General features: G+C 32.7%; 26 protein-coding genes and 1 tRNA gene. 4 read left to right on the top strand and 23 right to left on the bottom strand.

Translation table 11 applies throughout. From position 1 onward, the window contains the following. Positions 1-130: 130 nt before the first annotated feature. A tRNA-Ala gene (locus tag AC9UEH_RS01505) sits at positions 131-204 on the bottom strand. A gap of 106 nt (positions 205-310) precedes the next feature. Here AC9UEH_RS01505 and AC9UEH_RS01500 point away from each other — a divergent pair. Further along, the gene (locus AC9UEH_RS01500; protein ID WP_509527808.1) at positions 311-760 is read left to right on the top strand and encodes a 6-pyruvoyl trahydropterin synthase family protein; all 450 of its coding nucleotides are present in this window, start codon (positions 311-313) and stop codon (positions 758-760) included. A 16-nt stretch (positions 761-776) separates the two neighbouring features. On the opposite strand, the gene AC9UEH_RS01495 is transcribed toward AC9UEH_RS01500, so the two are convergent. The 18 genes from AC9UEH_RS01495 to AC9UEH_RS01410 form a co-directional block, all read right to left on the bottom strand. Further along, on the bottom strand, positions 777-1,214 hold the full coding sequence (locus AC9UEH_RS01495) for a GNAT family N-acetyltransferase (RefSeq protein WP_509527806.1): 438 nt from the start codon (positions 1,212-1,214) through the stop codon (positions 777-779). A gap of 75 nt (positions 1,215-1,289) precedes the next feature. Next, positions 1,290-2,150, bottom strand: a complete 861-nt coding sequence (gene atpG, locus AC9UEH_RS01490; RefSeq protein ID WP_509527805.1) for an ATP synthase F1 subunit gamma — start codon at positions 2,148-2,150, stop codon at positions 1,290-1,292. A 121-nt stretch (positions 2,151-2,271) separates the two neighbouring features. Beyond that, positions 2,272-3,849, bottom strand: coding sequence for a F0F1 ATP synthase subunit alpha (atpA, locus tag AC9UEH_RS01485; RefSeq protein WP_509527803.1), 1,578 nt, complete (start codon positions 3,847-3,849; stop codon positions 2,272-2,274). A gap of 14 nt (positions 3,850-3,863) precedes the next feature. Further along, positions 3,864-4,397: an ATP synthase F1 subunit delta gene (gene atpH, locus AC9UEH_RS01480; RefSeq protein WP_509527801.1), complete on the bottom strand. Its 534-nt coding sequence runs from the start codon at positions 4,395-4,397 to the stop codon at positions 3,864-3,866. A 1-nt stretch (position 4,398) separates the two neighbouring features. Further along, positions 4,399-4,893 (bottom strand): F0F1 ATP synthase subunit B, encoded by a 495-nt coding sequence (locus tag AC9UEH_RS01475; RefSeq protein ID WP_509527800.1) that lies wholly within the window; start codon positions 4,891-4,893, stop codon positions 4,399-4,401. Positions 4,894-4,962: 69 nt separating this feature from the next. Next, entirely contained in the window at positions 4,963-5,169 is a 207-nt protein-coding gene (atpE, locus tag AC9UEH_RS01470) for an ATP synthase F0 subunit C (protein WP_338406946.1), read from the bottom strand. A 19-nt stretch (positions 5,170-5,188) separates the two neighbouring features. Next, on the bottom strand, positions 5,189-6,274 hold the full coding sequence (atpB, locus tag AC9UEH_RS01465) for a F0F1 ATP synthase subunit A (protein WP_509527797.1): 1,086 nt from the start codon (positions 6,272-6,274) through the stop codon (positions 5,189-5,191). A gap of 68 nt (positions 6,275-6,342) precedes the next feature. Next, entirely contained in the window at positions 6,343-6,750 is a 408-nt protein-coding gene (locus AC9UEH_RS01460; RefSeq protein WP_509527794.1) for a hypothetical protein, read from the bottom strand. 1 nt (position 6,751) lies between these two features. Further along, complete coding sequence (locus AC9UEH_RS01455; protein ID WP_509527791.1) at positions 6,752-6,994, bottom strand: AtpZ/AtpI family protein; 243 nt, start codon at positions 6,992-6,994, stop codon at positions 6,752-6,754. After that, on the bottom strand, positions 6,960-7,367 hold the full coding sequence (locus tag AC9UEH_RS01450; protein WP_509527848.1) for a bactofilin family protein: 408 nt from the start codon (positions 7,365-7,367) through the stop codon (positions 6,960-6,962). The genes AC9UEH_RS01455 and AC9UEH_RS01450 overlap by 35 nt, the downstream gene beginning before the upstream one ends. A 5-nt stretch (positions 7,368-7,372) precedes the next feature. Then, entirely contained in the window at positions 7,373-10,216 is a 2,844-nt protein-coding gene (porW, locus tag AC9UEH_RS01445; protein ID WP_509527788.1) for a type IX secretion system periplasmic lipoprotein PorW/SprE, read from the bottom strand. Between the two features lie 261 nt (positions 10,217-10,477). Continuing rightward, the gene (locus AC9UEH_RS01440; RefSeq protein WP_509527785.1) at positions 10,478-11,173 is read right to left on the bottom strand and encodes an ABC transporter ATP-binding protein; all 696 of its coding nucleotides are present in this window, start codon (positions 11,171-11,173) and stop codon (positions 10,478-10,480) included. A gap of 11 nt (positions 11,174-11,184) precedes the next feature. Continuing rightward, positions 11,185-12,654: a DUF5687 family protein gene (locus AC9UEH_RS01435; protein WP_509527783.1), complete on the bottom strand. Its 1,470-nt coding sequence runs from the start codon at positions 12,652-12,654 to the stop codon at positions 11,185-11,187. 39 nt (positions 12,655-12,693) lie between these two features. Next, positions 12,694-13,401, bottom strand: a complete 708-nt coding sequence (locus tag AC9UEH_RS01430; protein WP_509527780.1) for a hypothetical protein — start codon at positions 13,399-13,401, stop codon at positions 12,694-12,696. Between the two features lie 3 nt (positions 13,402-13,404). Next, positions 13,405-14,016, bottom strand: a complete 612-nt coding sequence (locus AC9UEH_RS01425; RefSeq protein WP_509527778.1) for a hypothetical protein — start codon at positions 14,014-14,016, stop codon at positions 13,405-13,407. Positions 14,017-14,019: 3 nt separating this feature from the next. Next, a complete protein-coding gene (locus tag AC9UEH_RS01420) occupies positions 14,020-14,712 on the bottom strand; it encodes a hypothetical protein (protein ID WP_509527775.1) in 693 nt (230 codons plus the stop codon). Between the two features lie 3 nt (positions 14,713-14,715). Beyond that, on the bottom strand, positions 14,716-15,387 hold the full coding sequence (locus AC9UEH_RS01415; protein WP_509527773.1) for a hypothetical protein: 672 nt from the start codon (positions 15,385-15,387) through the stop codon (positions 14,716-14,718). 2 nt (positions 15,388-15,389) lie between these two features. Next, positions 15,390-15,725 carry a PadR family transcriptional regulator gene (locus tag AC9UEH_RS01410; RefSeq protein WP_509527771.1) on the bottom strand — a complete coding sequence of 112 codons (336 nt, stop codon included), beginning with the start codon at positions 15,723-15,725 and terminating at the stop codon, positions 15,390-15,392. 152 nt (positions 15,726-15,877) lie between these two features. Between AC9UEH_RS01410 and AC9UEH_RS01405 the strand changes: the two genes are divergently transcribed. Then, the gene (locus AC9UEH_RS01405; RefSeq protein WP_509527768.1) at positions 15,878-16,930 is read left to right on the top strand and encodes a 2Fe-2S iron-sulfur cluster-binding protein; all 1,053 of its coding nucleotides are present in this window, start codon (positions 15,878-15,880) and stop codon (positions 16,928-16,930) included. Positions 16,931-17,002: 72 nt separating this feature from the next. Here AC9UEH_RS01405 and AC9UEH_RS01400 read toward each other — a convergent pair whose 3' ends face one another. Both AC9UEH_RS01400 and AC9UEH_RS01395 read right to left on the bottom strand, forming a co-directional pair. Beyond that, positions 17,003-17,989: a glycosyltransferase family 9 protein gene (locus tag AC9UEH_RS01400; protein ID WP_509527846.1), complete on the bottom strand. Its 987-nt coding sequence runs from the start codon at positions 17,987-17,989 to the stop codon at positions 17,003-17,005. Between the two features lie 57 nt (positions 17,990-18,046). Next, the gene (locus AC9UEH_RS01395; RefSeq protein WP_509527765.1) at positions 18,047-18,652 is read right to left on the bottom strand and encodes a DUF4254 domain-containing protein; all 606 of its coding nucleotides are present in this window, start codon (positions 18,650-18,652) and stop codon (positions 18,047-18,049) included. A gap of 67 nt (positions 18,653-18,719) precedes the next feature. Between AC9UEH_RS01395 and upp the strand changes: the two genes are divergently transcribed. Next, on the top strand, positions 18,720-19,373 hold the full coding sequence (upp, locus tag AC9UEH_RS01390; RefSeq protein ID WP_509527762.1) for a uracil phosphoribosyltransferase: 654 nt from the start codon (positions 18,720-18,722) through the stop codon (positions 19,371-19,373). On the opposite strand, the gene AC9UEH_RS01385 is transcribed toward upp, so the two are convergent. Beyond that, positions 19,368-20,297: a DUF6427 family protein gene (locus AC9UEH_RS01385; protein ID WP_509527759.1), complete on the bottom strand. Its 930-nt coding sequence runs from the start codon at positions 20,295-20,297 to the stop codon at positions 19,368-19,370. The two genes, upp and AC9UEH_RS01385, sit on opposite strands and share 6 nt — an antisense overlap. A 48-nt stretch (positions 20,298-20,345) precedes the next feature. Here AC9UEH_RS01385 and AC9UEH_RS01380 point away from each other — a divergent pair, with 48 nt between their 5' ends. Continuing rightward, positions 20,346-20,576: a DUF6341 family protein gene (locus AC9UEH_RS01380; protein WP_509527756.1), complete on the top strand. Its 231-nt coding sequence runs from the start codon at positions 20,346-20,348 to the stop codon at positions 20,574-20,576. A gap of 31 nt (positions 20,577-20,607) precedes the next feature. Here the strand turns inward: AC9UEH_RS01380 and purD are convergent, their stop codons facing one another. Then, the gene (gene purD / locus AC9UEH_RS01375; RefSeq protein WP_509527753.1) at positions 20,608-21,879 is read right to left on the bottom strand and encodes a phosphoribosylamine--glycine ligase; all 1,272 of its coding nucleotides are present in this window, start codon (positions 21,877-21,879) and stop codon (positions 20,608-20,610) included. Between the last annotated feature and the right edge of the window lie 97 nt (positions 21,880-21,976).

The following is a 21,976-nucleotide window of genomic DNA, read 5'->3' as shown; positions in this document are numbered from 1 at the left end:
ACTTGATTATAAATATTTTAATACAATATAAAAACAATTATAAAAGACATTTCTAATTGTTTTAATCACACATAACAAATATACTTGACATTATTACATTAAAAAAAACTAAAAATAGCGTCTTTTATAGTGGAGAATATCGGATTCGAACCGACCACCTCTACGCTGCCAGCGTAGCGCTCTAGCCAAATGAGCTAATCCCCCTAATAGCAACGCAAATATACATTTTTTTAGTTTTAAAAAAAGCAATTTGTAAATATCAAAATAGAATGACTTCAATTTAGTAAATTTGCAATCAAATACTTTAGCAATGAGCAATATTAGAATTACAAAACAATTCAGTTTCGAAACAGGACACGCTTTGTATGGCTACGACGGAAAGTGCAAAAACGTTCATGGACACAGTTATAAGTTGTCGGTAACTGTGATTGGAAAGCCAATTACGGACGCTTCTAATGTTAAATTTGGAATGGTGATTGACTTTACTGATTTAAAAAAAATTGTTAAAGAGGAAGTCGTAGATCAGTTTGATCATGCAACCGTATTTAATAAAAACACACCTCATGTGGAGTTGGCCAAAGAATTACAATCCCGAGATCACCACGTAATTTTAGTAGAATATCAGCCTACAAGTGAAAACATGGTAATTGATTTTGCTCAAAGAATCAAAAGCCGCTTACCAATAGAGATTCAGTTGCATTCTTTAAAATTGCAAGAAACGGAAACTTCATTTGCAGAATGGTACCAATGCGATAATTAATTTATTTAAAGCCAATTTATGAAAATCCGTTTTCATCTATTGTTTTGATAAAATGAAATCCTCGTGGTTCATACCCTTGATTATAATAAAAGCGATGCGCTGGAAAATTGCCTGTAAAAGCATCTAAAACAATGCAAGAACAGTTAAGTTCTCTAGCTTTGGTGTCAATAAAATCGGTAATTATTTTTCCAATTCCTTTTTTTCTGTGATCTGGATGTACAATAAAATTGTCAATTTCTAAATAAGGCCCCGTCCATAATTTGGTATTGTGCCAAAATCCAGAAAGTGCCACACATTGCTTGTTTTCAAAAACAGCTACTTGTTTGTAACCATTTGGCAACATGTTATTTAAGTAGGCTTCATAGGTCTCCACCGTCATGTTTGGGTACAAAAAATGAATGGTTTCAATTTGTGCTACCATTTCTGAAACTGTTTCTAATTGTAGTATTTCCATTTTGATTTTTTAACCGTAAAATTAAAAAAAAGTCACGCATAGCGTGACTTTTTCTATAAAAATACTAAATTTATTTTATCCTTTCAAAGCTTCTGCCCCACCAACAATTTCCAAAATTTCATTTGTAATTGCTGCTTGACGCGCTTTGTTATAAGTCAATTTCAATTGGTCTCTCAACTCCGTTGCGTTGTCTGTTGCTTTGTGCATTGCAGTCATACGGGCGCCGTGTTCTGAAGCAAATGAATCTCTAATTCCTTTGTATAATTGCGTCTTCAAAGATTTTGGAATCAATGTCAAAACGATTTCTTCTTTTGAAGGTTCAAAGATATAATCTCCAGTTGACGCTATTTTATCAGATTTTAAAGCTTCTAATGGCAAAAACTGTTCTGTTTGAACAATTTGTGTGGCTGCGTTTTTGAACTGATTGTAAACTAATTCTATTTTGTCGTAGTCGCCAGAAATAAATTTTTGAGTTAATGCTTCTGCAATTACAGCGACATTTTCAAAAGTTAAATTGTCAAAAACAGGACTTTGATTGTCAATAACCGAATGTGTTTTGCTTAAAGTATCGTTTCCTTTTTTACCAATTGCAAAAACATCCACTTGCTTTCCTGCATAAAATACAGAACGATTTTTTACTTCCTTAATTACATTAGAATTAAAAGCGCCACACAAACCTCTATTCGAAGTAATTGCAACTACTAAAACCTTTTTCACTTCACGTTGTGTCGTAAATTCTCCGCCTGCATCACCGTCAAGGTTGGCAGAAAGATTTTGTAATAATTCCGTTAATTTTTCGGCATAAGGTCGCATTGCTGTAATTGCATCTTGTGCTTTTTTTAGCTTTGCTGCAGAAACCATTTTCATTGCCGATGTGATTTGCATCGTTGACGAAACGGAAGTAATTCTATTACGGATTTCCTTTAAATTTGCCATTTTTTCCCCTCCCCAACCCTCCCCGAAGGGGAGGGAGACCAAATGAGGGCATCTGTCTTATATTAATATTACATTTCTATTTCCACTCCTTCTCCTCCCCTTCGGGGAGGCTGGGAGGGGATTAGTTATATTTCGCCGAAAGTTCTTTTGCTACATTTTCGATAACAGACGTAATGTTGTCATCGAATTTTCCAGCTTTCAAAGCATCTAACGTATCTCTGTGTTTGTTGTTTAAAAATTCTAAAAAGTCCTTTTCGAATTCTTTTACTTTATTTACAGGCACATTTCTCAACAAGTTTTTAGAACCTGCATAGATAATTGCAACTTGATCTTCAACTGTATAAGGACTGTTTAAACCTTGTTTCAAGATTTCAACATTTCTTCTTCCTTTTTCAATTACGTTCAATGTTACTGCATCTAAATCAGAACCAAATTTAGCAAACGCTTCCAATTCACGGAATTGTGCTTGGTCTAATTTTAATGTTCCAGCTACTTTTTTCATTGATTTAATTTGTGCATTTCCACCAACACGAGATACCGAAATACCTACGTTAATTGCTGGACGAACTCCTGAATTAAACAAATCTCCATCTAGGAAAATCTGACCGTCAGTTATCGAAATTACATTCGTTGGAATATATGCAGAAACGTCACCCGCTTGTGTTTCGATAATTGGTAATGCAGTCAACGAACCTCCACCTTTCACAATTGATTTCAATGTGTCTGGTAAGTCATTCATATTTTTTGCAATATCATCGTTTGCAATTACTTTACACGCTCTTTCTAATAAACGACTGTGCAAGTAAAATACATCTCCAGGATATGCCTCACGTCCTGGTGGTCTTCTCAATAAAAGAGAAACCTCACGATATGCAACTGCTTGTTTAGATAAATCATCATAAACAATTAAAGCTGGACGACCTGAATCTCTAAAATATTCACCAATAGCTGCACCCGCAAAAGGAGCATAAACTTGCATTGGTGCTGGATCAGAAGCATTTGCAGCAACGATAATGGTATATGCCATTGCTCCTTTTTCTTCTAACATTTTAGCAATTCCCGCTACAGTTGAAGCTTTTTGCCCAATTGCAACATATATACAAAATACAGGTTTTCCTGCATCGTAAAATTCTTTTTGATTCAAAATGGTATCGATACAAACAGTTGATTTTCCTGTTTGACGGTCACCAATTACCAATTCACGTTGTCCACGACCCACTGGAATCATTGCATCAACTGCTTTAATACCTGTTTGTAATGGTTCCGTAACTGGCTGACGAAAGATAACTCCAGGAGCTTTTCTTTCTAAAGGCATTTCGTATAAATCTCCGCCAATTGGTCCTTTTCCATCAATTGGAAAACCAAGTGTGTTTACTACACGACCTACCATTTGTTCTCCTGTTTTCAAAGAAGCAATACGCTGCGTTCTTTTGGCAGTTGAACCTTCTTTAATTCCTGTTGATGGTCCTAAAAGTACCACTCCAACATTATCTTCTTCAAGATTCAAAACGATCCCTTCAAGTCCGTTTTCAAATTCTACTAATTCTCCGTATTGAACATTGGACAACCCGTAAACACGAGCAATACCATCTCCAACTTGAAGTACAGAACCTACTTCCTCTAATGTAGCACCAGTTTCAAAACCTTCTACTTGTTTTTTTAATATTGCTGATATTTCAGCTGGTTTAATTTCTGCCATAATAGTATAAATAACTAGTTACTTAATTCTCTTTTTAATACGTGTAATCTGTTGGCTACTGAAGCATTGTATTGCTTATCGCCTATTCTTAATATAAATCCTCCAATAATTGAAGCATCTACCGTGTTTTCTATTGTTACTTTTTTATCTGAAAAAGTAGCTATTTTAGCCAATACTTTAGTTTCTAAAGCCGCATCCATTGGAAAAGCTGTAGTTACTTTTGCAACCTCAACACCATTCATTACGTCGAACAAATTATTATATTCAACTGCAATTGCTGCTAAAATTTCAAATCTTTTGTTTTCCAATAATAAATGAAAAAGACTTTGTGTTACGGGATTAACCGAAGCAAAAACTTCTGAAACTACATTCTTTTTAGTATCTGTTTTAATCAAAGGGTTTTGAATAAAATGCGTCAATTCTGAATTTCCTGTAATTGTTGTTGCAATCAAAGTCATATCAGCACTCACTTCAGAAGCAACTCCTTTGGAATCGGCTATTTCTAAAATGGCTTTTGCATAACGAATTGCTGCTCTAATTCCTGACATATTAGTTTAATTTAGCGTCGTCTAACATTTTTTCAACCAATTTTACTTGGGCTTCTTTGTTAGATAATTCGTCTTTTAATAATTTTTCAGCAATTTCTAATGACAACGTTGCAACGTGAGATTTCAATTCTGCCAAAGCAGCATTTTTCTCCCCTTCGATTGCTGCTTTCGCTTGCTCAATCATCTTTAAACCTTGTGCTTGCGCTTCGTTTTTTGCGTCAGCAACCATTTTTTCTTTCATTTCACGAGCATCTTTCAACATCGCGTCACGTTCTAATCTTGCTTCTTGCAAAATACGTTGGTTGTCTGATTGAAGGTTTTGCATTTCTTTTCTCGCATTTTCAGCAGAAAGTAATGCGTTTTTTATTGATTCTTCTCTTTCGTTAACCGCTCCAAGAATTGGTTTCCAAGCGAATTTTTTTAATATAATAAGCAATATCAAGAACGTTATAATTGTCCAAAATACTAATCCTAATCCAGGTGTTATTAAATCCATTTTTAAGTTTTTTTTAAATTAAAAATATAGAGATAGCCAACCGCTATCTCTATATTTAATCAATCATAATTAAACGATTAACGCCGCAACAACTCCGAAAAGTGCTACCGCTTCAACGAAAGCTGCTAAAATCAATGCAGACGCTTGAATTTTTGCGTGCATTTCTGGTTGACGAGCCATGGCATCCATAGCTGATCCTCCAATTTTACCAATTCCGATACCAGCTCCAATAGCTGCTAAACCTGCTCCAATAGCTGCAATTCCAGTAATAGTCATAATAGAAAATTTAAATTAATTAATGATGCTCTTCTTCGGTTGCCATTCCAAAATATAAGGCTGACAACACTGTAAAAATATATGCTTGTATAGCGGTTACGACAATTTCTATAACTCCAATAAATAACGAGAATGCTACTGAAACTGGCGAAACCCAAACTGTTTCAAATATAAAAATAAGTGACATTAATGCTAAAATAATGATGTGTCCTGCTGTAATGTTAGCGAACAAACGAATCATTAATGAAACTGGCTTTGTGAATATACCAATTAATTCTATTGGCATTAGAAATATTTTCATTGGAACTGGAACGCCCGGCATCCAAAAAATGTGTTTCCAGTAATTTTTGTTACCGCTAAATGTTGTAATAAGAAATGTGCATAAAGCCAATGTTAGCGTAAATGCAATGTTACCACTAACATTTGCTCCGTTAAAAATTGGAATCAATCCAAAAATATTATTAATCCAAATAAAGAAGAATACAGTTAATAAATAGGGCATGTATTTCTCATATTTATGTTCCCCAATCATTGGTTTTGCAATTTCATCTCTAACAAAAACTACTAATGGTTCAACAAATCCTGCAATTCCTGTTGGAACATTGTCTTTAGAATTTTTATATTTTCTAGCTGATGTAATAAAAATGAGGAATAATAAAATTACCGAAACCCACATCATAAATACGTTTCTTGTAATCGAAAAATCTAACGGAAGTGATGCGTTTTCTGGATGATGTTCTCCATTAAACTCAATAGCTTCTGCACCACTATTTAGTTGATAAATTTTTTCGTGAAGTTTAACAAATTTATTTCCGCTTTTTTCTACAATTTGAAGACCTGAATCATCGTGATGAAATTCGCTTGATGAAAAGATTGTTAGACCTTTGTTTGTCCAAAGAATTATTGGTAATGATATTGAAATGGGTTCGTTATTCCATTCAACAATATGAAATTCGTGGGCATCTTTTACGTGATGCATAATCATTTCTTTTGCGTTGAACGGCTCTTTCTTTTCGTTTACTTTGGTTTCTGCTGCGTTCAAAAATGTTGATTTTGTTAAAAACAACACGGTTAATAATGCAACTTTAAAAGTGTTTAATCCCATATTTTATAACTTAAAATACCTTGTTTAATTTTTTTGCAAATTTACATACTTTGTTTTAAATACACAAACTATATTTTATCATTGTTGTTAAGAAATTTCGTTATAAAATAGACTTCAAATATCAGAAATAAGAAATAGGCAATAAAGAAATTAAATACGTCTGGTTTTTTATCTTTTACCTCTCCCATTACAAGTGGCAATAAGAAAACAATTACTAAAACCATTTTCAATAATGTACTTATCATAAAAACATTGAAAACAGTAGTTTTGTCTTTTGAATATTTGTAGTTTATAATCGTGTAAAGCGAGGCTGTTAGTAAAAAATTAAACAAATAAATATGCCAAATCGGGAAGAAAAAAATAGTTTTGGCTGCAAAATAATACAACAAATAACTGTGTATAGAAAAAACTGAAACTGTAAATAAAACGCATTGAATTGTGAACGAAATTTGTCTTGATAGAAATGTTGAACTCATTTTATTCTTTGTCTTTTGAGGAGGAAATAATACTACGAACTACGTACAATATAGATAATATTACTGAAAGCAACGACAGAATTATAGTAAATAAATCATTTTTGTTTTGAAAATAGTTGTCTAGTTTTATTCCTCCGAAAGTTCCGATACCAATAATTACAAACATTTGAATAGCAATGCTTGAAAAACGTGCATAGGAATTAAGTGTGTTATTGTTTTTCTTCGGGTCTTTGTTGAACGTCATTTGAAATGATACTTTTTATATTTGTTTTCATCACGCACGAAGCGCTAAAATCGGCACCCGGTTCTACAGATAATTTTCCGCAAATTACTTCGCCGTGAATACTTGCTTTTGATTTCAAATTCAGCATTTCTGCCACTTGGATTTTTCCTTCAAACTTGCCTTCAATGTCCGCATTTTTGCAAATAATATCACCTTTTATACTGCCTGCGGGCCCGATAACAATTTTGCCTTTCGACTGAAAATTCCCTATCAAATGTCCGTCAAGGCGAAAATCGGCAGGTGAATTTATATCTCCAGTTATGGTGGTCCCTTCAACAATTCTATTGGTTTTTCCTAAAAGATCGGTATATGATTTTGGACTTTTTTCAAACATTTTCATTATTTTTTTGGTTTTATCATTTGATCTGTCTCTAATGTTCCTTGTCCTGAAATTGGTGTGGGATTTCCATTACCTTTGACTGATGGCTGAGAAATTTCACCATTGTTTTTCCCTGGCATATCTGCTGGATTTGCATCTGGAAATTCTAAATTATTAGAAGACATTTTCGTTTGAGGAACAACCGGAACAATTTTATTAGTGTTTTGAATTACTGATGGCGCTACAACGGGGGCAATCAAATACTCCTCAATATTTTTGTGTATTTGAACCACTTGGTAGTTATAATTTGAAATTATAATTGGTGTTTGTAGTATTTTATACTCTTTAAAATCCTTCAATATTGCCGTAATCCCTTTTGCAAATTCTTCTGAAATAATTCCATGAATTACAATAAAATTATCCGTCATCGTATAAATGTCATTTGAAAAATGCAGTTTATCTAACTTTCTAGATGATACAAATTGATTAATTTTATCCATTAAAATTTTATTATTTGTATCGTCGTTATAATTAACTTTGAACAAAATTTTCATTGTTTTTGCAGCTACTGTGTAAAATTTAAAACTTTCTAAAATAGGAACGTCATTTTTGAGTAGCGCTACTGCTTGTTTGCCTTCTTCACTATTTTGATAATTCAACGCTACTAAATTTAACTCTTTTTTAAATTCAATAATCCCTTTTAATTTTCCAATTGTATTCGCCTTAAGTAACTCAAATTTAGAAAGTAACTCTTCGCCTGTAAATTGATCTATCGCCTTTTCTAATTCGGTGTTAACGGTTCTGTAATCTCCAGATTCATATAGTTTGTATAACTTATTGTAAGCTATTGCTGGCGTGTCAAGTCCTGCAATTTCTATGTTTTCATTACTCAAAATTTGCGCATATCTCGAATTTGGATATTGACTAATAATTCTTTCTTTCATCGCTAAAGCCTTTTCTTTGTTGATGATTTCATAAATTTTGAACAAATTGTACATTGAAGGAAGTACCAATCGATCTTCGGGTTTGTTTTTTAGCAATTGCTCCAATTTATTAGCTGCCAATTGATATTCTTTGAATTTTTCTTTATAAATAATTCCCAATTGAGAATAAGCAAAATTGCGTTCTCTAACGATGCTGTCTAAGGCGATTTGATTATTAGGAATGTCTTTTATATAAAAATTAGTTGTGTATTTTTCGTCTAATGCAACTTCTTCCGCTTTTTTTGATGGATTTATACTGTCTTTTATATTGGAAATATCTGTTCTGTCAGAACTTATTTTTTCAGGGGATAATCTCCAGTTATTTTTATATGCTCGGTCTCCCCATATTTTCTTAAACTGAAGTTTCCCATAAGCCACTGATTTTTGATTGTAGAAATAAAAATCACTTTCTTTTCCGGTGTTTACATTTGCTTGGGTTGTGCCTGGTGGCATCATATCAGATTTTGAATCGGATATTTTTTTGGCATTGGTTCCAGCTAAACCTGAAGCTTCAGTTGGTTTAGGGTTATTTTTTTCTTTTAATGCTTCTTTAGCCGCTAAAACTTTTTTATGTTCATCTTCTTTTTTGAGCTTTACAATATATTTTTCATAATAAGCAATTTTTGCTGGTTCCGATAAGCCTACAACATTTAGAATACTATCATTTCGATTTGCTATTCCTTCATATTTAATTACATCAACTAAGTTTTCATTTTTCTTTTTGATAAATTTATATTCCCGAGAACGTTCTTTTAATTGCACTAAAGTGCTATCATAGTATTTTCCCGCCATTGGATATTTTGTAGCATTAAAATAAATATCTGCCAAATTTCTATAATTAGAAGCAATTGTATAGGTGTCTCCGGTTTTAACTTTTAATGATTTATTGTATTCTTTTTTAGCGCTTTCAAACTTCTTGTTTTTATCGTAATACAACGCCATTTGATGGTGAAGTACATCCAGAAAAGGTCTGTTTTCCCTGTCTTTCATAAGTTTGTTGAATTTTAATAAAAAAAAAGTTGAATCCGTTTTTTCAAATCCCGCTAGTTGCGCTTTTTTAGCTTGTGCGTGAATAATATATTGTCTTGGTGATTTTCGTTTCATATCAATAACCGATTGATAGGCAACGGAAGCACTGTCTTTGTATCCTAAATCTTCATAGATTTGTGCCAAAATAAAACGATATCTTGCTTTTTCCTCTTTAGATTTTGTGAACTGAGTGGCTAATTTCAAACTTGCTATAGCGCTGTCTTTTTTCCCAACATTCATAAATGCTTGTGAAATTGTAGCATTTGCATCAGCAAAGACTTGATTTTTAAGTTTTATGTCTTTTAAAATAACCTGCATATTTTTTAGTGCCAATGCGTCATTTTCTAATCGCATATTGGTTTTTTCTCTCCAAATTTTAGCTTCGTGGATTTTGTCACTTCCTGGGGATTTGTATAAGATATAATTAAAGGCTTCTAGAGCCGGGATAAAACGCTGGTCGTAATATCTGGTTTTTCCTAATAATAAATAGGCTTCATCCATTTGGGAATTTCTCTCAATTCCATTGATATTCATGGAATGTTTTTGAATGGCCTTCGTGGCTTTAGTTTCGGAGCGTTCAAAATTGGCGTTTTTGGTTTCTCCTGGGTTCAATTCCCCTTTGTTAACCTGCATTCTTTCAATTGGTAATACTTCCCAAAAGTTGTCTTTATAAGTTCCTTTTAAATCTGAAACTCCTTTATCTAGTGCAATTTGTCCATTGTACAAAATATTATCTTTGGCGCTAAGGGCGTGGATATTTCTAGATACAAAAGTGTCCCTTTTGGTAGAACAAGCTAACAATAAAAGGAGTGAACCTAAAGTATACGAATATTTAAATATTTTTTTTTTCAATTTGAAACGATTTTATTCTTAAACTACTAAATCCTGATTTTAGTATATAACTCGTAAAAATACATTTCTTTTTGATACTATAAAAGGTTCGGGTATGTTTTTGGACAACAAATTGTGTTTGTTGTGGGATTTGCGTGAGGGATGGTAGCGGAAATCCTCTGTATAACAAAGAGAAACAGCAGCTGCAGCGTACAGCCCGACCGTGTTATTACACCTGAAAGGTTTTGAAAACTTGTCAGGTGTAATAAGGGGACGCCCAAATTAAACTGCGAAAAACGCCTCTAATTCTTTCAAAGTTTCTGCAGAAGTCACGATGTCTTTTACAATTTCGCCTTTGTTTAATGCAACAATTCGGTCGCAAACCTCAACGGTGTGTTGTAAATCGTGACTAGAAACCAATACGGTAATCTCAGGATTTTCGGCTAATTCTTTGATTATTTTCTTTAGTCGGCTTACGGTAGTTGGATCTAAATTGGCAAACGGCTCGTCGAGGATAATCACTTTTGGATTTCCGATTAGTGTGGCAATAATACCCACTTTTTTCATGTTCCCTTTCGATAAATCACGTAAATATTTTTTATTTCTTAGGATTTCATCGTTAAAAAATTCTTCATGTTTTACAAGCAACGCATTCACATCGGCTTTGTTTTGACCGCGAAGGTCACCAATAAAATAGAAGTATTCTTCGGCTGTAAGATAGCCAATAAGGAAAGATTCGTCAAGGAATGCTGCAGTAAATGGTTTCCAGTCTTCGCTGGTGTTCACTTGAATTCCATTGTTGGTTAATGTTCCAGTGGTAGGTTGGATTAAATCCAAAAGCAAGCTGAAAAAAGTTGTTTTTCCTGCGCCATTATTTCCAACTAATCCAAAACTTTGTCCTTTTGGAATTTCAAGAGTAGCGATATTTAGAACTGTTGTGCCGTTGTAGGTTTTCGTTAATTTTTGTGCTGTTATCATGGTTGTATTTTTTATTCGTTTTGAGCGTAAGCGTTAATAGTTTTGTATTTTTCTGATTTGTAGGTTTTTTCAATTATTGAGAATACTTTGTCTCGAAAAGCAAACCCTAAAATTCCCGCAAGGGCTACCAAAGCATATCCTGCATTTGGACTTATTAAATAATATCCTAATGCGTATAAAGCTATAGGAACTAGCAGTTTAGGTATGGCAAACAACATGTTTTGAACGTTGAATCCTTGTTTGTTTCCAAAGGCATTTTTACCCACATTTAAATCGATTGGAGTTTTCATATAAGCGCCACCCCAAAGAACGATATGGGAATTTACGCCAATATTATAAATTGCACCAACTACAATAGCCATATAGGTTTGCCAACCAAAATAAAGGTAAAATGATGCTAAAATGGTTGAAATAACTGTTGCAATTACTACCAACCACCACTTGGACGCCAAATAATCTTTGTAGGTAATATTTTGACTCATTAGCAGTTTGTAATAGGCGCTGTCCCAACTAGGAACGAATTGTCCAAAATTCATTAAAAACCCTCCCGAAACAAAAATTCCTGCAAATATTTGCATTACATTTCCGGTGCCTTCAATGGTTTGTCTGAAAAATAACAACCCGTAGAAAAGAAAAAAGAAGCCGGTTATAACCGTATTTTTGGAACGTTTGTTTCTTGTGATTAATTTAATATCGTTTTTCAAAAACGAACCTAAAGTCCCGTATTTGTTCAACCAAGCGTATTCTTTTCCGTCGGCAGTTATTTGTTTAGTTGCCAGTTTATCATCAAAATACATGTTGTTTATAAAATAATAATAGGCAAAATAATACAAGATTCCCAAAAGTAAAAAAGGCACTAAAAAGGCGACTGGAATTGAATACAACGCATCAAAAAATACTTGAGTGTATTGTGTTATGTCAAACCATTTAAAATATTGAGAGGCTATTAATGCCGCTACGATTACCGCAACTGGAATTAAAATAGCGTCTTTTTTATTGGCTAAAATATTCAAGAAATTACTCGCAAAAACCAATGCCATCATTCCAAGATGCCAAGTAATTACCCCAACTATATTGTATCCGTTTAATAACAAAACAATTGAAAACGGGATAAAGAAAAAAGCATGCAGAAAATTAAAAAAGGAAATCGCTGATTTTCCTAATACAAAATGAACCAACGACGCTTTTTTTATAGGCAAAATCAATAATGGTCGGATGCTCATTACGGGAATTGTTTGTGCTAAATACCTTAATAATAAATGCCCGAGAAACCAGTAAAGAGCATATTTATTAACAAATAAAAGTGGGTCTTTATAACCGCTTTCTTGTATAATATAAAACACCCCCGACCCAAGGGCAATAAAAGCTACAGCGAAATAAACTGCAAAAAAAGCCATAAGTAGCTTCATGACTAATTTGTTCCCAAATGACGCCGATCGCAAAAAGGCTTTTAATTCGAGATTGATAAAATGTTTGAACATAAAATTGAAGGTTTATAAATTATTGGATAAATATATAAATTATTGTTTTGAAAGTTGGTATTCCGGATAGGTTTTTTCTAAATAGTCTTGCGCTTTTGAGGGGATTTCAAATAAAATAATGTAAAAAAACAATCCAATACACACAAAAAAACAACTGATTCCGAAAAGAAAATAATCCGAAATTTCAGTAACACTATTGCATGCGTTATTTACTGTATAAAAAGGCAACCAAAACAAACTACCAAAATTGCCGCACCGGTAAATGGTGTTTTCTAAAAGCCATTTTTTAGGATTCAACTCCTTCTTATTTTTATTCAACTCTCGCTTTATCAATGCGAAGAACACTATTGCTAATTGAATTACAAACAAAATTCTGATAATTATTAGGCTGTTGTCATTGAATTTTAAAAAATAAAATAGAGCCGCTGTTACTATTACAGTTCCTATAATTTTTGGTAATTTAAAAAATGCTTTGAAATGATTCCAAACCCAATTGTTGTATCTTTTGGACATCGCTTTTTGTTTATTTTGAAGAACGTCTATAAAACCGAAAACACCAAATTTCTTGAATTCTTTATCTAAAAGGGTTTCAAATGACAGCGTTGGATTGCTTTCCCATTCTAGCTCGATGGCGTTGGCCAAATGATCGACTAGCTCCGTTTGCAAATCGTAATATTCCACATGATGCTGTTTCGTGAAAGTGTAAAGTTGGTCTATTTGAGCGGTAGTTAGTTTCTTGAAATCCATGCGTTATGAATATTTTAATCTGAATTTTCTAATTGTTGTTATGCAATAACCAACATACGCAAAAAGCAAAAACAGGGTTACTACGATGCTGAATTGATTCCCGATAAAGTTTTTAGAGTGCAATACAAATCCATTTGAAAAAAGATTTACATAATAAATCACCAACAATACAGAGGAACTATTTTCAAGATAAAGATAGCGTTTCCTGATAATGACAAACGTATAAATTGCCTGAACAAAAACAAATAGAAAAATCATGGAAAATATCCCTTGGCTAATCATTTCTAATGAAATCAATTGGTTCGCATAGCGAAAACCAAAAAGGAGCATAATCGCAAAAATTATATTTTGAGGTTTGATAAATGTTTTAGAAAAACTAATACTTGCGTTTTTAAAATTTTTAAAATTTCTTCTGTTAGAAGCCAAAAGCATTTTCTTGTTTACCACCATATATGCTTTGAATGCGTCATAAAAAGAGAGTTCTTCCAGTTCCATTTTTTCTTCCACTGCCGACGCAATGTGATCGGTTAGTTCTGATCGTACATCCACAAAAATAACATCCGCTTTTTGCAGATATTGGTCTATGAATTGGATTTGTTCTTTAATTAGTTTCATAGTCTAAACTTTAGATAATTTTCTTTCGAATTGAAAATGATTATACAAAAAATAAATCGAATAAATTGAATAAACTGCACACCAAATATGAATAAAAATCGAAAAAAATAATCGCCTCATTATAAACTTTTGATTCAACGCAAAAATAAAATCTGAAGAAAATTCTAAGCCAAATAATTGAATTGCCAACATAAGAAATGAACCCACACAATGAAGATTAAACATATAACTGAAAATTGTTTTGGTTGGAGATTTGAAAACGAAATACCTTCCTGTAAGCAATAATACGATTAATACAATTAAAAGTGTTTCATACCCTAGAACTAATTGGTTTAAAAAAATATTTGATTTATTTTGCATTATTGTCCAAGCTGTTATTAAGGAAATAATGACACTTAATAACCACCAAAATAATAATTGCCGTTTAGATTCTTTAACCAATTTGTCCATAAATAATTTTGGTTCATTTAACCAAAAAGGTGCCCAAAATAGGTTTGATGCAGGTCTTAAAAGTTCTTCCCATTTATCAAAAGCATTGATTAGGGCTGTTTCAAAAGCAACACTTTGCTTCATTATTATTTCTTCTATATCCGAAGCAATATGATCAATCAATTCTAATTTTATATCTTCATAAACTACTCCGTTCAAAACTAACGTTTCGTCTATTTTGTCGATTTGTTCTTTAGTTAGTTTCATAGTCTAAACTTTAGCTAATTTTCTTTCAAATTGAAAATGATTGTAGGCAAGTTTTATATAACATATTGGCCAAATGAAATAAATACTTGTTAAAAAGTTTGAAGCTAAATTGATTTCTAAATCTACCTTTGTTCGCATTAAAGGCATTAGTCCAATTCCTAAAAATAAGAGTAATCCCAAAGCAGAAAGGTTTAGTTTTTTATAAATAAATACAAATGATGTAACAGATTTTGATTTCCAAATCAGATATTTACAAAATACTATGAAAAACAGTTCAAGCAAAAAGACAATTCTTAACGTCATTCTTATGTTTTCAATTGCTATTTCATTATTGAAATTTCTCACTAAAGCGGTCAATGCAATACTTGTAATGAGAACAAATACGATTGCTATTAAGACAAGTTTTTTTGAATTTAAAATCATTTTATCAATTACAATTCTTGGCCCAACATTTTTACTTCCAAGCCATTTTGATGAACTTGGTCTTAATTGCTCTTTCCAATTGTCAAACGCGTTTATAAAAGCCTCTTCAAACAAAATATCATTTTCGCCTATATTCTTTTCAATTTCAGAAGCAATATGATCAGTTAATTCTATTTTTATGTCATCATAAACAACCCCGTTTAACACTAAAGTTTCGTCTATTTTTGCTATTTGTTCGGTGATTAATTTCATGATTAAAATTCTAATTTTGGATTCACTAAACTTTGCATGTTTCTAATAAAATCTTCCAATTCCGCCAAACGATTTACGGTTTCTTTGGTTCCTGATTCGGTGAGTTTATAATATTTTCTAAGTCTATTATCTACTTTTTCAACCTCCACATCAAGCAATCCTTCGGCTTCCAATTTATGCAACGCAGGATACAATGCACCTTCCGTAATTTGAAGTTCGCCAAGTGTAATTGCTTTTACCTTTTGAGTGATTTCATAGCCATACATTTTGCCGTTTTCCTCCAGCAATTTCATGATTATGGTGTTCAAACTTCCTTTGTACAATTGTGAATTTTTCATTTTTTTGGTCATTGCGAGGCACGAAGCAATCTCATTTTAAAACGCAAATATACATAAGAAACTTATACATAAAACATTTAGGTATATAAAATTTAAAACACATTCACTTTTAGAAACCTAATTCGTTTCCTATCTTTGCAAAAAAGAAAGCAATGTCGTCATTTTATAAATTGAACATTAAAGAAGTGAAACGCGAAACCAAAGACGCAGTTTCGATACTTTTTAATGTTCCCACAGAATTAGAATCCAACTACAAATTTGTTGCTGGACAATACCTCAATTTAAAATTAACTTTAGACGGAGAAGAAATTCGTCGTGCCTATTCTATTTGTTCCTCACCCGAAAGTGGTGAATTGAGAATTGCAGTAAAAGCTGTTAAAAACGGATTGTTTTCGCAATTTGCTAATTCAAAATTAAAAGCTGGCGACACGCTGGAAGTTGGAAGTCCAGAAGGAAAATTCACCTTTGAACCGCAAACAGATCGTCAAAGAAATTACGCAGCATTTGCAGCTGGTAGCGGAATAACCCCTGTAATGTCTATTGCAAAAAGCGTTTTAACTAGTGAGCCAAAAAGCACTTTTGTGTTGGTTTACGGAAATAAAACTCACGAAGAAACAATTTTTCATCAGGAATTACACGAATTACAATCACAATATGTTGGTCGCTTTTTTGTGCATTATTCTTTTACACAAGCGAAAGATGAAAACGAACTTTTTGGTAGAATTGAAAAATCTACTGTAAATTTTGTCTTGAAAAACAAACACAAAGAATTGACCTTTGAAAAATTTTATTTGTGCGGTCCCGAAGAAATGATAAATACGGTTTCTGCAGTTTTAAAAGAACATAATGTTTCTGAAAAAAATATAAAATTCGAGCTATTTTCGAGTTCTTCAACCGAAAATAAAATCAAAGAATCGTTGGTAGGTCATTCTAAAATAACGGTTTTAGTTGACGACGAAGAAACGACTTTTGAAATGTCGCAAAAGCAAACTATTTTGGAAGCGGCTTTGAAACAAGGAATTGACGCCCCGTATTCTTGCCAAGGCGGAATTTGCAGCAGCTGTTTGGCGAGAATTACCTCGGGAACTGCCGAAATGAAGAAAAATTCTATTCTTACCGACAAAGAAATCGCCGACGGGTTGGTTTTGACTTGTCAAGCGCATCCAACTTCCGAAACGATTTATGTGGATTATGATGATGTTTAAGAAAGTCTTCAGTGTTTAGAAAATTAGTAATCAGTTCATTTGATTGTTAATTGAAATTGATTTTTGCAATTCTTATTGAACTATTTTTTCAATTACTTGTTCTGGTAAAATCGTTCGCATTGCGTCTTGATATCCTTCAACTTTTTTATTTCCATAGACCGAAGTTGGGAGTTTTGGATATAAATTTCTATCTGAAACCAATGCGTTTTCTATAGATTGATGGAACGGTGAAAATCCTAAAAACGGATGTGTAGCACCCCAAAGCGTAATGGTTTTTACGCCTAACATTGCAGCAATATGTGCGTTTCCAGAATCCATAGAAAGCATAATATCTAAGTTGCCGATGAGTTGGATTTCTTGATTGAATTTAAGTTTTCCTGCCGTTGAAATTACATTTTCTTTGCCTTTTGAAAGCAGATTTAAAGTTTCGATTTCCTTTTTCCCACCACCAAAAAGTAAAATTTTATTATTAGAATTTTTAGCCAATTCATCAATTACTTGAGCCATTAAATCCAGCGGATATACTTTGGAATCGTGTTGTGCAAAAGGGGCAATTCCAATCCATTTCTGCATTTTTTCACCCACAATTGAGGTAATTTCTGAAGCTAAATTCTGTTTTTTAGGAAACGAAGGATTCGATAAATCCAAAGGAAATCCAAGCGATAGAAATACATTTGCGTGTCTTTCAAAAACGGTTGGAAGTTGCCTAAAAATTTTATTTTCGGCACGAGTAACTTCCTTTTTATCCGTTCTTCCTTTATCTGTAAAAGCTATTTTTTTTCCGCTCAAGGCAAATAGCGTTCGGATTACTTTAGAACGTAAAACGTTGTGTAAGTCGGCAAATGCGTCAATATTACGTTCTCTTAAATCCTGAAATAATCGAAAGAATCCTAAGAAACCCTTGTGTTTTCCGGTTTTATCAAATGCAAAAAAAGAAACATTTGGAATTTCATCGAAAAATGGTTTAAAGAATGGATTTGAAATTATGGTGATTTTTACGTCGGGATATTGCTTTGAAAAGGCTCGTAAAATAGGAGCCGTCATAGCGACATCCCCCATTGCGGAAAGTCTTATGACGGCTATATGTTGTATTTTTTTTGACAATTTAAGTGTCAATTATTTCTTATTTTGATACAAAATCGGGTTTAAATCATCATCATTGTACATTTTCATTTGTTTGTACACTTTCATAAATTTATCGCCGCTTTCGATGTCATTTAATAAATCATCAATTGCAGTTGAAAGATCGGTTCTTTGTTCTAAAAGGATGTTTAACTTTGCTTGACATTTATCATGGTGTTCCTCTGAAGCTCCAGTTCGAGTAGCTTCTTCATTCATGTGATAGATTTTTAAAGCTAAAATAGACAATCTATCAAAAGCCCAAGCAGGACTTTCAGAATTAATTTTCGCACCTTTTTTTGCGACAACGTGACTGTATTTTTGAAGGAAATAACTATCAGTATATTCCACCATATCGGTACGTTCTTGATTTGAAGCATCAATTCTTCTTTTCAATGTAAGCGCCGCGACTGGATCAATATTTGGATCACGAATAATGTCTTCAAAATGCCATTGCACAGTGTCAATCCAATTTTTATGATACAACAAATGCTCAACTTTATCTTTCGGAAAAGGATTATTGATTGGTTGATCGACATTATCATATTGATGATAATCGTAGATACTTTGTTCAAATACAGAATAAGCTAATTTTGAAAACATATCTTTACATATTAAAAAGCAAAGATACTTTTTATACTTTTAACGATTAAACTTTATACCTATATTTATGAAAATTCATCATTTATCAGAAAAAAATAGCGTTCTAAATCATTTTTTAGGACAAATTAGAGACATAAATAGTCACAATGACCGCATGCGTTTCAGAAGAAATATGGAGCGCATCGGCGAGATTATGGCGTATGAATTAAGTAAAGAATTGCATTTTAAAAATTGTGCCGTTCAAACTCCGCTTGGTATAAAAAACACATCGGAAATCAGTGATAATCTGGTTTTATGTTCTATTTTAAGAGCGGGATTAACGCTGCATAATGGTTTTTTGAATTACTTTGATGCCGCTGAAAATGGATTTATTTCCGCTTATAGACATCATCCGAATAATGACAATTATTTTGATATTTTGGTTGAATACCAAGCCGTTTCAGATATTAATAATGCGAATTTAATTTTGATTGATCCGATGCTTGCCACTGGACAATCTATTGTGGCTGTTTTTAATAAATTGACTGAACGAGGCACGCCGAAAGAAATTCATATTGCAGTGGTAATTGCTGCTCCAGAAGGAATTGCACATCTAGAAGCGCTATTGCCAGAGCATTGTCATCTTTGGATTGCTTCTATTGACGACGAATTGAATGAGAAAAATTATATTGTTCCAGGACTTGGAGATGCAGGTGATTTGGCTTTTGGAAACAAACTATAATTGCGAGAAAAACGCAAAAAAACTACACAAAATTACAATTGCTAAAGTCAGTTCTCGCTTCACTTTTGATTGTGGTGTTTCAGCGAAAAGGGTAATCATAAAAGCCAATGGCGCAAAAGTAAAAACAAGGATATCATTACTTTTATTGGGCGAAATCAGAAAAACTGCAATCCCAATAAAAAAAGCAGCAACAATTTTTTTGTAGGACGAATGTAGAATAATTGGTCGGTTTGAAATTGTAAATATCACATAAAAACTAAAATATAAAGAAATCGTTGCAAACAAGGATATGGCAAGATTTTGATAGTTATTGACAAAATAATTGATTTCAAAGTCCCGTGAAGTATTTGTAATTACGTTGCTGGTGATGTTTTTATGAAAAACCAAATCAATTAAAATAGCAATAACAATTGAAGTAAAAAAAGCAATAAAAGGCAAAAACCAAGTTCGATAATCTCTTGCGGTGTGAAAAAGAATGCTAATAAATACTAAAATTATAAAGAGAATGCTCCAAAAATGAAATAACGAAGCCGCAAAAATCCATAAAGAAGCATCAAATATTTTTTCTTTTGGCGATTTCGGCGATTGCAAAGAAATTAATCTTCTTAACGCTAAAATGATGAAAAAGTTAGAAATAATTAAGTCTAAATTATTCATAACTGAAGGGAAGAAAAGTAGCAACAGCAAATAAAATAAAATCATGTATGCACTGTCTTTGCTCAGTCCGTTCTTTTTTATTATGAAATTTACAGTAAAAAAAGTGGCAATTATTGCTACAATAATACTAATTTTTTTAAAGAAAAGCCCAATCGAAAAAACACTTCCAACTTGGTGAAATTGATACGCTCCAAAGAAAAATAATAGCATTAAAAAAATAAATGCATAATTTATTGGTGTTGATTTCCTAAAAAAACTTGTTATCATACGGATATTTTATACTTTTGTAAATGTAAATATAATACTTGTACAAAGATGAAAGCATTTTTTGAAGGAATACAATGGTTGTTTGAAAATATTATTTTCATTCCACATAATTATTTAAGAAAATTAGAACTCGAACATTGGTTTGCAGCGAATACGATTAATTGGATTTTCTTAATAATTTGCGCTACAGCAATGGTTTATTGGATTAAACAATTGAAATTGCATAAAGACAATAACGAAGAATATCAAGATACTACGGCACATTCTTTTTTTAAATAAAACTCTAAAACTACTGTTTTAAGTTTTAAAATTAAAGATCGAAACCAATATCTTTTCTAAAATACATCGTATCAAAATGTAGCTTGTCTATATTTTGATACGATTTTTTTATGGCTTCTTCAAAATTAGCTCCTAATGATGTAACTGCCAAAACACGTCCTCCGTTACTGATTATTTGACCATTATCTGTTTTAGTTCCTGCGTGAAAAACTATAGAATCTGAAACTTTTTCAATTCCAGAAATCACTTTCCCATTCATATATTCTTCTGGATAACCGCCAGAAACAACCATAATTGTGGCTGCGCTTTGGCTATCAATTTCAAGTGTTTTTTCGTCTAGTTTTTCATTGGCTACAGCCAAAAACAATTCCACTAAATCCGATTTTAACCTCGGAATTACCACTTCTGTTTCAGGATCGCCCATTCTCACGTTGTATTCAATGACAATTGGTTCGCCCTTAACATTGATTAAACCTATAAAAACAAATCCTTTATACTGAATTCCATCTTTTTGCAAGCCTTCAATTGTAGGTTTAACGATTCTATTTTCGATTTTTTCTAACAAAACGGCATCTGCAAAAGGAACGGGGGAAACTGCTCCCATTCCTCCTGTATTCAAACCTGTATCGCCTTCGCCAATACGCTTGTAATCTTTGGCAGTGGGTAAAATCTTATAGTTTTTCCCATCGGTCAATACGAAACAGCTTAATTCTATTCCGTCTAAAAATTCTTCGATTACAACTTTTGAACTTGCTTCCCCAAATTTCAAGTGAACCAACATATTTCTCAATTCCTCTTTGGCTTCCGTCAATTCTTGAATTATTAAAACCCCTTTTCCAGCCGCTAATCCGTCTGCTTTAAGCACATACGGAGGTTGTAATGTTTCTAAAAAAGCACATCCAGCTTCAACAGTTTCTTTTGTAAAACTTTCATAAGCAGCTGTTGGAATATTGTGTTTTACCAAAAACTCTTTGGCAAATTCTTTACTTCCTTCTAATTGTGCGCCCAATTTTGACGGACCAATAACAGGAATATGTTTTAAATCGGTGTCATTTTGGAAAAAATCAAAAATTCCTTTTACCAAAGGATCTTCAGGACCAACAACTACCATTTCTACTTTTTCGCTCAAGGCAAATGACTTCACGGCATCAAAATCGGTTATTTTTAAATTCACATTTGTAGCAATACTTCCGGTACCGGCATTTCCTGGGGCAACAAAAAGTTTCTTACAAAGCGTACTTTGAATCATTTTCCATGCAAAAGCGTGTTCTCTTCCTCCAGAACCTAATAATAAAATTGTCATTGTGTAGTTGGTTGTTGTGAAGTGCAAAAATAAATTCTTTTGCTTTTATATGCGCATTAAAACTGGAAAAATTTCTAAGGAAAATATATTGAACAAT

Origin of the sequence: Flavobacterium sp., from assembly GCF_040402835.1 — a bacterium.
Taxonomy (GTDB): Bacteria; Bacteroidota; Bacteroidia; order Flavobacteriales; family Flavobacteriaceae; genus Flavobacterium.
Note: the sequence above shows the minus strand (reverse complement) of the source record. Positions and strands in the feature narration are given on the sequence as shown.